General features: G+C 70.9%; 11 protein-coding genes. 7 read left to right on the top strand and 4 right to left on the bottom strand.

All coding sequences use genetic code 11. From position 1 onward, the window contains the following. Positions 1-39 precede the first annotated feature (39 nt). Positions 40-876, bottom strand: a complete 837-nt coding sequence (locus tag EW117_RS12555) for a helix-turn-helix domain-containing protein (protein ID WP_129787045.1) — start codon at positions 874-876, stop codon at positions 40-42. Between the two features lie 100 nt (positions 877-976). Here EW117_RS12555 and EW117_RS12550 point away from each other — a divergent pair, with 100 nt between their 5' ends. Beyond that, positions 977-1,717, top strand: a complete 741-nt coding sequence (locus EW117_RS12550; RefSeq protein WP_129787044.1) for an SDR family NAD(P)-dependent oxidoreductase — start codon at positions 977-979, stop codon at positions 1,715-1,717. A 70-nt stretch (positions 1,718-1,787) separates the two neighbouring features. Continuing rightward, on the top strand, positions 1,788-2,471 hold the full coding sequence (locus EW117_RS12545) for an HAD family hydrolase (RefSeq protein WP_129787043.1): 684 nt from the start codon (positions 1,788-1,790) through the stop codon (positions 2,469-2,471). 415 nt (positions 2,472-2,886) lie between these two features. Here the strand turns inward: EW117_RS12545 and EW117_RS12540 are convergent, their stop codons facing one another. Continuing rightward, on the bottom strand, positions 2,887-3,651 hold the full coding sequence (locus EW117_RS12540; protein WP_129787042.1) for an SOS response-associated peptidase: 765 nt from the start codon (positions 3,649-3,651) through the stop codon (positions 2,887-2,889). 117 nt (positions 3,652-3,768) lie between these two features. On the opposite strand from EW117_RS12540, the gene EW117_RS12535 reads away from it, so the two are divergent. The 4 genes from EW117_RS12535 (at position 3,769) to EW117_RS12520 (ending at position 10,101) form a co-directional block, all read left to right on the top strand. Then, the gene (locus EW117_RS12535) at positions 3,769-5,028 is read left to right on the top strand and encodes a multidrug effflux MFS transporter (RefSeq protein ID WP_129787041.1); all 1,260 of its coding nucleotides are present in this window, start codon (positions 3,769-3,771) and stop codon (positions 5,026-5,028) included. A gap of 63 nt (positions 5,029-5,091) precedes the next feature. Next, complete coding sequence (locus EW117_RS12530) at positions 5,092-7,338, top strand: esterase-like activity of phytase family protein (protein WP_129787040.1); 2,247 nt, start codon at positions 5,092-5,094, stop codon at positions 7,336-7,338. A gap of 67 nt (positions 7,339-7,405) precedes the next feature. After that, complete coding sequence (locus tag EW117_RS12525) at positions 7,406-8,620, top strand: LCP family protein (RefSeq protein WP_129787039.1); 1,215 nt, start codon at positions 7,406-7,408, stop codon at positions 8,618-8,620. A gap of 179 nt (positions 8,621-8,799) precedes the next feature. After that, positions 8,800-10,101: an LCP family protein gene (locus tag EW117_RS12520; protein ID WP_129787038.1), complete on the top strand. Its 1,302-nt coding sequence runs from the start codon at positions 8,800-8,802 to the stop codon at positions 10,099-10,101. 60 nt (positions 10,102-10,161) lie between these two features. Here EW117_RS12520 and EW117_RS12515 read toward each other — a convergent pair whose 3' ends face one another. Further along, positions 10,162-10,764, bottom strand: a complete 603-nt coding sequence (locus EW117_RS12515) for a LysE/ArgO family amino acid transporter (protein ID WP_165362667.1) — start codon at positions 10,762-10,764, stop codon at positions 10,162-10,164. Positions 10,765-10,861: 97 nt separating this feature from the next. Next, positions 10,862-11,785 carry a LysR family transcriptional regulator ArgP gene (locus EW117_RS12510; RefSeq protein WP_129787037.1) on the bottom strand — a complete coding sequence of 308 codons (924 nt, stop codon included), beginning with the start codon at positions 11,783-11,785 and terminating at the stop codon, positions 10,862-10,864. A gap of 89 nt (positions 11,786-11,874) precedes the next feature. Between EW117_RS12510 and EW117_RS12505 the strand changes: the two genes are divergently transcribed. Continuing rightward, the gene (locus EW117_RS12505) at positions 11,875-12,492 is read left to right on the top strand and encodes a LysE/ArgO family amino acid transporter (RefSeq protein ID WP_129787036.1); all 618 of its coding nucleotides are present in this window, start codon (positions 11,875-11,877) and stop codon (positions 12,490-12,492) included. The last annotated feature ends 43 nt before the right edge of the window (positions 12,493-12,535 follow it).

The following is a 12,535-nucleotide window of genomic DNA, read 5'->3' as shown; positions in this document are numbered from 1 at the left end:
GTTGTTTCTGAAATTCGTCGATCTGGCTCGCGCTCGTGGTCAGACGGCGCGCAGCGCACCCGGCCGGCGGCCGGCCAGCCGGTCGAGCGCGGCCGACGTCGCCTCGTCCGCCGGCAGGAGCACCACGAGGCGCTGGTCGTCGGCGTCGGGCAGCGCCAGGGTCTCGAGGTCCAGCCGGAGGTCGCCGGCCTCGGGATGCCGCATCCGCTCCGTCGCGGTGCGATAGCGGGTCTGGAACGGAGCGGCGAATCGGTCGCTGAACGCCGCGCCGGCCAGCACCGACATGGCGTCGGCAAGCTCGGTGACGTGCGGGTCACCCGGGGTCGACTCCATCCGGAGCGCCGCGACCTGCCGGTCGGCGACACGCTCCCAGTCCGGGTAGGCCTGCCGGGCGCGAGGCTCGGTCAGGACGAACCGCAGCAGGTTGGGGTGGTCGTCGTCGAACAGGCCGAACGGCTCCAGCATGCGACGGTACGTGCGCGTCGCGGCGAGCACGTCTCCCAGGCGGTTGAGCAGTACCGCCGGCGACGGCTCCAGCCTGTCGAGGAGCATCCGGACGGGCGGCCGTACCGAGTCGGCGGGCGGATCGCTGGTGCATGCGCCGCCGGTGCCCTTGGTGGCGCGCAGCAGGAGGAAGCGCTCGTCGGACGCCAGCCGGAGCGCGTCCGCCAGCGCCCCCAGGATCTCTGGCGAGGGGTGCTTGTCGCGGCCCTGCTCCAGGCGCGTCAGGTACTCGACGCTGACCTCGGCGAGGGTGGCGAGCTCGGAGCGGCGCAGGCCTGGCGTCCGGCGTCGGGCGCCGCGCGGCAGGCCGACGTCCTCCGGGGCGAGGGCCTCGCGGTGAGCGCGCAGAAGTTTGCCGAGCTCGCTGGTCATGGCTCCAGAGTAGGCGGGGGGGCGGCGCGGAGGGTGGCCCTCTCGGGGCCAGCCTCAGGGCGGCCTGGTTGCCCGACGGCGGCCCGCGCACCGTGGAGCCATGGACATCGGACTTCAGGAACGGACAGTCATCGTGACCGGCGCATCGGGCGGCGTCGGGCGACGGATCGCCACGGCCTTCGCGGCGGAGGGCGCGAATGTGGTGCTCACCTACCGCAATGCCCGCGACGAGGCGCGGAAGGTGGCCGACGAGATCGGCGACCGTGCGGTGGTCGCCCGGTACGACCAGGCGGATCCGGACGCCGCCGAGGCGCTCGTCGCGACGGCCCTCGAGGCCACGGGCCGGGTGGACGTGCTGGTCAACAATGCGGTGGCCTGGGGCGACATGGTGCCGTTCGACACCGTGCCCGACGAGCAGTGGACCGGGCTGATCCGCGGCAACGTCGAGGGCGCCATCCGGCTGACCCGCGCCGTGACGCCCCTGATGCGGGCGGCCGGCTGGGGCCGGCTCGTGCACGTCTCGTCGTCGCTCGTGACCGACGGCGCGCCCGGGGCCGAGTACTACGTCGCGGCCAAGGCGGCGCTGCACGGCTTCAGCCGTTCGGTCGCGTTCTCGCTCGGGCGGGACGGCGACGTGCTCTCCAACGTGGCGATGCTGGGGCTGACCAGGACCGCCACCAACACCCACATCGTCGAGCAGGTGGGGCAGATGTACGCCGACCGGTCGCCGCTCGGCCGGCTGCTGGACGCGGCCGAGGTGGCGACCGCGGTCGTCTGGCTCGGGTCTGCGGCCAACACCGCGGTCAACGGCCAGGTCGTGGGGCTGACGGGAGGGGCGTAGGTCGTCGACCGCGCACTGCCGGCGTGCCACCGTGGGTGGTGCGCCGGCCTGCGTGTGACACGATGCGAGCGTGCTGAAAGTCGTTCTCTTCGATCTCGACGACACACTCGTGGACCAGGAGGGCGCCTCTCGGGCGGCACTTCTCGACTGGTTGCCCGAGCTGGGTCTGGACCTCGACGACCCGGACGAGCTGGTCACCGCGTGGGCCACGATCGCGGAGGGGGCCTACGAGCGCTACCAGCGGCGCGAGCTCACCTTCGCGCAGCAGCGGACGGTCCGCGTGCGCGAGTTCCTGGGTGTCGACGCCACCGACGCCGAGGCCGAGGAGCTCTTCTCCGGCTACCTGACCCGCTACGAGCGGGCCTGGACCGCGTTCGACGACGCCGTGCCAGCCCTGCATCGCGTGCACGACGCCGGCCTCGTCGCCGCGGTGCTCACCAACGGCGACTCCGCCCACCAGGCGAACAAGCTGGAGCGGGTGGGCCTGGCCGAGCACCTCGACGTCGTCGTCGCGTCCGACGACCTGCCGGCGGGCAAACCCGACCCGCGCGCCTACAACGCGGCCTGCGAGGTCCTCGGCGTCGCGCCGGGTGACGTGCTCATGGTCGGCAACGACATCGAGAAGGACTACCAGGGCCCGCTCGACGCCGGGCTCGGCGCGGTGCTGCTGGACCGGCACGACCGGCACCCGGAGGTGGTGGACCGGATCCGGACGCTGGACGAGGTGCCGCCGGCGGCGAGATTCGCGTGGTAGGCAGGATTGCGAGTACCGCGAACACGTCGGAAGCCGCGGGCCACTAAGTCTGATGGTCAGCCTGCCGCTTTCGCGATCTCGTTGATCCAGTTGTTGACGGCCAGTGCGGGTGCGCTACCGCCTGCGGAGGCCATCTTCGGACTGGTCGGCCAAGCGTTGTCGCGTCAGCTGCGCGAGCTTCGAATACTGCGAGCGATGCGTCGAGGATCGCAGCGTTTGTCAGGGTGCCGTCGGACGTCACTAGGTCCTGCAGCAGCAGGAGGTCCACGATGTCGCGGGATCGGTCATTCACCCACGTCGGCGGATTGTGTGGGTCCGAGCATGCATGGAGTTTCTGCGCGATCTGGTAGTGACATCCGCTCGCTACGTTGCGTATACGCAACGACCAGGCATCAATGGTTGCTCCCTGTGCTTATCAGACCCTCACCGGTTCCGGGTCCCTAGGTTCCGGGTCCTCCTCGATCAGCGACGGCCCGTCGTTCTGCACCGTCCCCACGGCGTCACGCACCGGCAGCGTCGCCAGCGGCGGAGCATCCACCTGCAGCAGGTTTGACGCGTCGCGCACCGAAGGGTCCAGCCACGCGTTCCAGGCCTCCGGCGGCAGCACCAGCGGCATGCGGTCGTGGATCGCGGTCATCTGGTCCGACGCCGGACGGGTGACCACGGTGGTCGAGATCAGCCAGCGGTCGGGATCGCTCTCGCTCGCGGCCGGGTTGCGCCAGAACTCGTAGAGGCCCGCGAAGACGGCAGCCCCCGGTCCCGCCGGATGGATCCAGTACGCCTGCTTCGGGACCTTCTTGGAGCTGGTGGAACCGGCGTCCGGCCGCGACAGCTTGCGCCACTCGTAGTAGCCGTCGGCGAGCACGAGGCAGCGCCGCGCCGCGAACGGCTTGGCGAACGCCGGCTTGTCGAGCAGCGACTCGGAGCGCGCGTTGATCATGCGGGCGCCCACACTCGGGTCCTTGGCCCAGGACGGCACGAGGCCCCAGCGAGCCAGCCGCATCGACCGCGTCACCTCTTCCGAGCCCTTGGCGGCGCGCTCGACCACTATCCGCACCGGATCGGTCGGCGCCACGTTCCACGACGGCGGCAGCAGCCGCGCGTCCTCGGCGATCTCGGCGATCGCGAGCTCGTCGGCAAGGTCCTGGCTCTCCGAGAAGGAGGCGAAGCGTCCGCACATGGGACCAGCATGCCCCGAGCCACTGACACTCGCGGTCCGGTGAACGGTAGGCAGAAAGGGAGCGGGAGATCGAGATCACTCTGTTCAGAGTCGTATCGATTCGATAGCATCGGGGGCATGCCAACCGAAGCGCCGTCGGGCGTGTCATCAGTCACGCCCGTACGCCGCGCTCCGTCGTCTCGATCGGCCCTCAAGTGGGTGATCATGCTCGGTGCGCTGGCGTGCCTGCCCGCCCTCACCGTCGACATGTACCTGCCCGCCCTGCCGCAGGTCGCCTCCGATCTCGGGGCGTCCGACACGCTCGCCCAGCTCACCGTCTCGTGCATGCTCGTCGGCGGCGCGCTCGGCCAGCTCGTCATCGGCCCACTGACCGACCGCTTCGGCCGGCGTCTGCCGCTGATCATCGGCCTCGCCATGCACGTCCTCGTCTCCCTGGCGTGCGCGGTCGTGGACGACATGCACCTGCTCATCGGCCTGCGCCTGGTGCAGGGCTTCTTCAACTCGGCGGCGAGCGTCGCGGCGATGGCCACGGTGCGCGACCGGTTCGTGGGAGCCGAGGCCGCCCGCATCCTGTCGCGCCTCATGCTCGTGATCGGCGTGGCGCCGATGCTCGCGCCGTCGCTCGGATCGATAGTGCTCGAGGGGTTCACCTGGCGCTGGATCTTCGTGGTGCTCGCGGCGATCGGTGCGGCCCTTGCCGTCGTCGTGCTGTCCGTGATGCCGGAGACCAACCCGGTCGCCCGCCGCACGACAGGCGGGGCCACCAGCGTGCTGCGCGGGTACGGCACGCTGCTCCGCGACCGGCACTTCATGGCGCTGGCGCTCATCCCTGGCCTCGCGATGGGCGCGCTCCTGAGCTATGTGGTGGGCTCACCGTTCGTGTTCCAGCAGGGCTACGGCCTGACGCACGGGCAGTTCTCGCTGCTGTTCGCGATCAACGGCTTGGGCCTGGTGCTCTCCGCGCAGGTCAACGCGGCACTGGTGCGGCGGGTTGCTCCTATCCGCCTGCTGCGCACGGCGCTCGTGGCGCAGCTGGCGATGTCCGTGGTCCTGCTCGTGGTCGCGATCACCGAGTTCGGCGGTCTGATCGGCCTGCTGGTGGCGCTGTGGCTGGTGCTCGCGTTCCAGGGCCTCATCCCGGCCAACGCGTCGGCCCTGGCCCTGTCGCGGCACGGCGAGATCGCCGGGACGTCGGCCGCGATGATCGGCGCCGTGCAGTCGCTGCTGGCCGGCGTCGTGTCGCCGATCGTCGGTCTGCTCGGCAGCGACACCGTCGCCATGTCCTCGGTGATGCTCGGCGCGGGCCTGCTCGCGTTCGTCGTGCTGGCCACGGCCACGCCCGCGTACCGCAAGGGCGGCTGGCACACGCCGATCTGATGTTCACCCCGGCGTCGGCCGGGATTCACCAGGACGTCGGCTGAGCGCACTTGGCTCGCCCGCATGGGCACACCCATGCGTACCCGCGCCTCGCGCGTGGTGGCGGTCGCGGCAGCGGCATCGCTGCTGCTGCCGGCGGCCGTCGCGATCGCCGTTCCCCAGCACGGCCCCGGTTCAGGGCCCGAGCACCACGGCGGCACCCACCTCGCCGCCACCCTGGCCGGTCGCGCCACGCTGTCGGCCGACTACCTGGCCGAAGGCCCGCCGTCGGGCGCCGCGGCCTCTCCCGCCAACGGGCGGCAGGGTCCCTGGGACGGCCAAGTGATCCCCGGCTTCTCCGCGATGGTCGACAGCCACGACGGTACTTTCTGGGCCCAGCCGGACAACGGGTTCGGGGCCAAGGGCAATTCCGCCGACTTCCTGCTGCGCAACTACCTGGTGCGCCCCCAGTGGGACACCGGTCGCAAGGGTTCGGGCGAGATCGAGGTGCGCGATTTCGTCGAGTACAACGACCGCAAGGACGTGCTCGACTTCGACATCGTCAACGAGGACACCGACGACCGGCTGCTGACCGGCGCCGACTTCGACATCGAGTCCCTCGCGCGGGCCGCGGACGGCACGTTCTGGGTGGGCGAGGAGTTCGGCCCGTTCCTGCTGCACTTCGACGCCGACGGCACGCTGCTGGAAGCCCCGTACGAGTTCCCGGACGGCAAGTCGCCCGGCAACCCCTACCTCGAGCCCGGAGAGAAGCCGAACGTCGCCGGCAGCCGCGGCTTCGAGGCCATGGCCTCGAGCGGCCGCTACCTCTACCCGGTGGTCGAGGGCGCCCTGGCCGACGACGCCGACCCGCGCCGCCGCTGGATCTACCAGTTCGACACGCGCCGCGGCGAGTACACGGGCAAGCGCTGGGCGTACCAGACCGACCAGCAGGCCAACGTCGTCGGCGACGCGTTCGCGACCGGCCGCGACACCATGCTGCTCGTCGAGCGTGACGACTTCGAGGGCGACCAGTCGGTCACCAAGCGCGTCTACGAGATCGACCTGGGCCGCACGGGCCGCGACGGTTTCGTCCGCAAGGATCTCGTGGTCGACGCCCTGCACATCGCGAACCCGCGTGGCATCGACGCGGGCGAGGGCTACGGCCTCGGCGACACGTTCGCGCTGCCCGTGCAGTCGTTCGAGACCGTTCTGTTCGTGGACCGCGACACGCTGCTGATCGGCAACGACAACAACTACCCGGGCAACGACTCGCGCGTCACCGGCACGCCGGACGACACCGAGATGGCCCTGGTCGATCTCAGGCAGAAGCGCGTGACGGACGACGGCGTGACCGTCGTCGGGCACCGTGGGGCCTCCGGCTACCGGCCGGAGCACACGCTCGCCGCGTACGAGACCGCCATCAACCAGTGCGCGGACTACATCGAGCCGGACGTCGTCTCGACCAAGGACGGCGTCCTCGTCGCCCGCCACGAGAACGAGATCAGCGGCACGACCGACGTCGCCGCCCACCCGGAGTTCGCGGACCGCCGCACCACCAAGACCATCGACGGCACGTCGATCACCGGCTGGTTCACCGAGGACTTCACGCTCGCCGAGCTGCGCACCCTGCGCGCCAAGGAGCGCCTGCCGCAGGTCCGGCCGCAGAATACCCCGTTCGACGGCCTCTACCAGGTCCCGACCCTCGACGAGGTCCTCGACCTGGCGCGCAACAGCCGTACCTGCGAGGGCGCGCCCGTCGGCGTCTACCCGGAGACCAAGCACCCCAGCTACTTCGACTCGATCGGCCTGTCCCTGGAAGAGCCGCTCGTGCGCGAGCTGCGCCTGGGCGGCTTCGACCGCGCGGGCGCCCCGGTCATCATCCAGTCCTTCGAGGTCGGCAACCTGCAGGACCTCGACGGCATGACCGACGTCCGCCTCGGCCAGCTCATCAGCAGCAGCGGCGCGCCCTACGACTTCGTGGCCGACGGCGACCCGCGCACTTACGCGGACATGGTCACCCGGAGCGGGCTGCGTGAGGTCGCGTCCTACGCAGACGGAATCGGCGCCGAGAAGAACGTGCTGATCCCGCGCAACGCCGACGGCACGCTGGCCGCGCCCAGCACCGTGATCCGCGACGCGCACCGGGTCGGCCTCGACGTGCACACGTGGACGTTCCGGCGGGAGAACCAGTTCATGCCCACCGAGTTCCGGTCCTCGACCGACCCGAACGGGATCGGCGACCTCGTGGGTGAGATCCGCGTCTTCATGGAGGCGGGTCTGGACGGCTTCTTCACGGACAACCCGGACCTCGGCGTCGCCGCGCTCAGCTGATCCGCTCACCTGATCCGCTCAGCTACTTAACAGGCCCCGTGCCGGGGTACATGCATATGCTCCGTATGTGCCCCGGCACCTCCGTAACCAGCGCAGTCATCGCGTCGCGAGAGCCGTGACGCTCTTCGTCGTCGGCGCATTCGCTCTCGTGGCAGCAGGCGGGACCGCCGCCTACCTGGACCTGAAGCAGCAGATCGGCGTCTCCGACGTCTCCGGACTGGTCCAGGGGCCGACGCCGTCGGCGGACCCCGACGACCCGTTCACCGGGCGCAGCCTCAACATCCTCGTGCTGGGCACCGACCTCCGCGGCGGCGAGAACACCGAGATCGCGGGCGCGGGCGACGGTGGCATGCGCTCCGACACCACGATGCTCGTGCACGTCTCCGGCGACCGGAAGCGCATCGAGGTGGTCTCCATCCCGCGCGACTCGCTGGTCGACATCCCGTCCTGCAAGCTGCCGGACGGCAGCGAGTCCGGCGCCACCTACGACATGTTCAACAGCGCGTTCAGCATCGGCGGCGGCGCGGAGGAGGACCTCACGCACGCCGCGGCCTGCACCATCTCCACCATGCAGGCGCTCACGGGCGTCACGGTCACGAACCACATGGTCGTGAAGATGGACGGCGTGGTCGAGGTCGTCGACGCACTGGGCGGGGTGCGCATGTGCCTGCCCGAGCCGCTGGTCCAGGACCCGGACTACGGCCGCTTCGAGCTGCCCGCGGGCGAGCAGACCCTCGACGGGCTCCAGGCCATCGGGTACCTCAGAGCCCGGCACGGCACGGGCCTGGGCCTCGAACAGGGCAGCGACCTCACGCGGATCACGCGACAGCAGGCCTTCGTCGACGCGCTGGTGCGCCAGGTGCTGGACCAGAACGTCGTGACCAACTCGCCGCGGCTGTACCGCACCATCCAGGCGGTACTGCGCGCCATCTCCGCGGACCCCGGGCTGGCCGACCCGGCGGCGCTCGCTGGTCTCGCGTACAGCATCCGGAACATCGACCCGGCCGAGATCGTGTTCACCGAGCTGCCCGTGGTGGCCGCGCCCACCGACCCGAACAGAGTTGTCTGGACCGAGGGCGCCACCGAGATCTGGAAGCGCATAGCCGCCGACGAGCCGCCGCCCGGGCACGAGACGCCGTCGCCGTCGAGCGGTACGGGGGGCGGCGATCCTTCGGGCGAGCCCAGCAGCCCGGGAGCCGACGGAGGGGGCGGGACGACGCCGTCGAACACGCCGAGCCCGTCGCCGTCGCCCTCGCTGCTGCCCGGCGTATGCGCCGACTGAACGCGAAACGCGGCCTGGACACCGCCTGGGAACGGCGGGTCTTATTTACACGAATGTTGCACTGAGGCCCTACTCTCCGAGACGTGGCGAGTGATTTCTGGACGGCGGTCCGACCGGTCGGCGAGGTAATTCGAGGGGTTCCCCGACATGCGCGATCGGGCGAACGCCAGCCGCGTCACGTGCGTAGCTGGCGCAAGACCCTCGTGTTCCGCAGCGTCACGATGGGCGTGGTCGGGGTGATGGCGTTCGGCTCCGCGGCGGTGGCGACGGCCTACCACACCGCGATCTCGCAGATCGAGGTCCAGGATCTGGACGGCCTCGTGGCGGAGCAGGTCAAGCCGAAGGACCCGGCCGACCCGTTCAAGGACGAGCCGGTCAACCTGCTGCTCATGGGCACCGACATCCGCGACGGGAGCAACGCCGACATCGGCGGCACGGTCAGCGGCATGCGGTCGGACACCACGATGCTGGTGCACATCTCGGCGGACAGGGAGTGGATCGAGATCGTGTCGCTGCCCCGCGACACCTTCGTGGACATCCCGTCGTGCACGCTGCCGGACGGCAGCCAGACCCAGCCGTACCGCGACAAGTTCAACGCGTCGTTCGAGGTCGGCAGCGGCAGCACCTCGCTCAAGCATGCTGCCGCGTGCACGATCAACACGGTCAACGCGATCACTGGCGTCACGGTGACGAACCACGCGGTGGTGAAGATGAACGGCGTGATCGACGTGGTCGACGCGATCGGCGGCGTGAAGATGTGCCTGCCCGAGGCGATGCACGGCGACCCGGCCTCGGCCCGCATCGACCTGCCGGCCGGTGAGAACCGGCTCGACGGCAAGACGGCGATCCAGTTCCTCCGGGTGCGCAAGGGGACCGGCATGGGGCTCGAGCTCGGCAGTGACCTCACCCGGATCGAGCGTCAGCAGTCGTTCATCAACGCCACCCTGCGGCAGATTCTCTCCGCCGAGACGCTGGCCGACCCGACCAAGACGTTCCGCCTGATCAACGCGGCCCTCGGCTCCCTGAGCGCCGACCCGGACATCGCTGACCCGGGCAAGGTCGCGGGCCTCGCGTGGTCCCTCCGCGAGATCGAGAAGCGCAACATCATCATGACGCAGATCCCGGTGTACGACACGACCGAGGGAACCTCCAGCGGGCTGGGCTGGAGCCCGGAGGCCGCGGAGATCTTCGAGCGCATGGCCGCGGACCAGCCACCGGAGCAGGTCGTGCTGCCCGACGCCGAGCCGTCGGGCTCGCCCAGTGCGACAGGTGGCGCCGAGGACGGTTCGGCGGACACCGGCGAGGGCGACACCGGCGAGACCGGCGGGGACGCAGGGACGGGCGAGACCGGCACCAACCCCGAGGACACGGGCGACACGGGTACCGGTGACACGAGCACGGGCGAGGGCGGCGCGGAGGAGCCGGCGAAGCCGAAGCCCAGCCCGAGCCCGGAGGAGCTCCTCGACGGCGTGTGCGCCTGACGTGTCAGACGTACGGGTCACTCGGATGACCTTGTACGTCTGACAGGTGCGGTGGGGGGCTCAGCCCAGGATCAGGGAGGCCGCCACGAGCAGCATGGTCACCGCGACGATGCTGTCCAGGACGCGCCACGCGCCAGGCTTCTCGAGCAGCGGCGCGAGGTAGCGCGCCCCGTAACCGAGCGCGACGAACCACGCGGTGCTGGCCAGGCAGGCGCCGAGCCCGAACCACCAGCGGTCGTCGCCGTGGGTGGCGGCCAGCCCGCCCACGAGCACCACGGTGTCGAGGTAGACGTGCGGGTTCAGCCAGGTGAGGGCGAATGTGGTCGCGGCGGCGGCGCCCACGGTCCGGTTCGTGGCGCTGTGGCGGCCCATGACCACGCGCTGTCCCCGCACCGCGCGGTGCGCGGCCATGCCGCCGTACACGAGCACGACGACGGCGCCCGCCCAGCGCGCGATCTCGACGACGAGGGGCGCGCTCTGGATCAGGGTGCCCAGCCCGCCGACCCCGGCCGAGATGAGCACGAGGTCGCTGACAGCGCAGATGCCTGCCACGAGGCCCACGTGCTCCCGGCGCAGCCCTTGGCGGAGAACGAAGATGTTCTGCGCCCCGACAGCGACGATGAGCGAGAGGCCGAAGGCCATGCCGGCGAGGGCGGAAAGCATGTCTGAACCGTAGGAAGTCGGACAGCTGATGTCCGGTTCATGATTCGGAAGTGCGGTAGGACTGAAACAGGGTTAATGATGGGGGTACGTCCAGATTTCACGCGGGGAGCAGCTCGCGTGTTGCTTCTTTTCGCAGCGCGGCGGTAACCCTGTCGAGCACCGCGGAACGCAGCTTCCACTGCTGCAGGTGCAGCGGGATGTCGAGCACGGCGTCGGCCTCCAGGAGCGTGATGCCGCCCCCGGTGCCGTCCTCGAGCCCGCCGATCGTCGGGTGGTCCAGCAGCATGCCCCAGCCGAGGCCGAGGCGGATGGTCTCCTCGTACTCGACGGTGCTCGGCACGTGGTGCCGCGGCGGCCTGGCGTCCGGCGCGTGCTCGCGCAGATACATGTCCTGCAGGTCGTCGGTCCGGTCGAAGATGACGACGGGTGCCTGGGCGAGCGCCTCCGGCGTCGGGCCGTGGGGGAACCAGTGCCGCGCGAAGGCGCGCGTGCAGGCGGGCCGGTAGCGCATGATGCCGAGCGGGGTGCTGCGGCAGCCCTGCACCTGGGCGGTCTGCGAGGTGACCGCCGCCATCACGACGCCCTCGCGCAGGAGGTCGGCGGTGCGGCTGTCGTCGGCGCGGTGCAGGTCGAAGGTGACGCCCTCGACCTGGGCCAGGGCGGGCATCACCCAGGTGGCCAGGGAGTCCGCGCTGACCGCCAGGGGCACGGTGACGAAGCTTTCGGACGCGCCGCCGCTCCCTGTGCCCTGGTCGCCCTGATCGTCCGCGCCCAGCTCCGCGGCGACCTCGGCGCCGAGCAGCTCGGTCTGTCGGGCGAGCCGCAGGAGCGCCTGGCCCGACGCCGTGGCCACGACCGGGCGCGCCCGCCGCACGAGCACGCTGCCCGCCGCATTCTCCAGCGCGCGGATCCTCTGGCTGACGGCGGACGGTGTCACGTGCAGCGTGCGGGCCGCGGCGTCGAACGAACCCTCCGCGACCACGGCGGCCAGTGCTTCGAGCTGGCGGGAGTCCCATCGCATACTCCCAGTGTGCCCCAACTTCAGTTCTGCTTATGCAGCCTCAGAAACATGAACTGGTCTTCACGGGGTTGGCTGCCTAGCGTGGCACCATGCTCGCCCTGCTCGCCGGACTCGGATTCGGCCTCTCGCTCATCGTCGCCATCGGAGCCCAGAACGCGTTCGTGCTGCGTCAGGGGCTGCGGCGCGAGCACGTGGGCGTCGTGGCGGCGATCTGCGCGGCGTCCGACGCGGTGCTCTACGCGGCCGGGGGCGCCGGGTTCGGCCCGCTCGTCGAGCGGTGGCCCGACGCCGTCGTGGTGATGCGCTGGCTGGGCGCCGCAGTCGTGCTCGGCTACGGGGCCATGGCCGCCGTGCGGGCGGTCAAGGGCGACACGACGCTCGCCGCCGCCGAGGACGGCGCCCTGGGCGACAGCCCGGGCCGGCGCCTCAAGCCGGTGGTCCTCACCACGCTGGCGCTGACCTGGCTGAACCCGCACGTGTACCTCGACACGGTGATGCTGCAGGGTTCGGTCGCCGCCAGCTACGGCGACGACCGGTGGTGGTTCACCGCGGGTGCGATGGTGTCCAGCGTCGCCTGGTTCACCGGCCTCGCGTACGGGGCGCGGCTGCTCGCCCCCGTGCTCAAGCGTCCCGGCGCGTGGCGCGTGCTCGACGGCGTCATCGCGCTGATCATGCTGGCCGTCGCGGTCTCGCTGGTCGCGGCCTAGGCCGGCCAGAATTCCGCTGCCGGACGACGCCGCCGTCCGGCAG

The sequence above is a fragment of the Promicromonospora panici genome (genome assembly GCF_900608595.1).
In the GTDB taxonomy this organism is placed as follows: domain Bacteria; phylum Actinomycetota; class Actinomycetes; order Actinomycetales; family Cellulomonadaceae; genus Promicromonospora; species Promicromonospora panici.
Note: the sequence above shows the minus strand (reverse complement) of the source record. Positions and strands in the feature narration are given on the sequence as shown.

Bases quoted from the DNA above. Each gene is read 5' to 3' on its own strand.
- EW117_RS12530 (WP_129787040.1), top strand. From the start codon at position 5,092: ATGGGCACACCCATGCGTACCCGCGCCTCGCGCGTGGTGGCGGTCGCG.
- EW117_RS12510 (WP_129787037.1), bottom strand. From the start codon at position 11,785: ATGCGATGGGACTCCCGCCAGCTCGAAGCACTGGCCGCCGTGGTCGCG.
- EW117_RS12515 (WP_165362667.1), bottom strand. From the start codon at position 10,764: ATGCTTTCCGCCCTCGCCGGCATGGCCTTCGGCCTCTCGCTCATCGTC.
- EW117_RS12540 (WP_129787042.1), bottom strand. From the start codon at position 3,651: ATGTGCGGACGCTTCGCCTCCTTCTCGGAGAGCCAGGACCTTGCCGAC.
- EW117_RS12550 (WP_129787044.1), top strand. From the start codon at position 977: ATGGACATCGGACTTCAGGAACGGACAGTCATCGTGACCGGCGCATCG.
- EW117_RS12535 (WP_129787041.1), top strand. From the start codon at position 3,769: ATGCCAACCGAAGCGCCGTCGGGCGTGTCATCAGTCACGCCCGTACGC.
- EW117_RS12505 (WP_129787036.1), top strand. From the start codon at position 11,875: ATGCTCGCCCTGCTCGCCGGACTCGGATTCGGCCTCTCGCTCATCGTC.
- EW117_RS12555 (WP_129787045.1), bottom strand. From the start codon at position 876: ATGACCAGCGAGCTCGGCAAACTTCTGCGCGCTCACCGCGAGGCCCTC.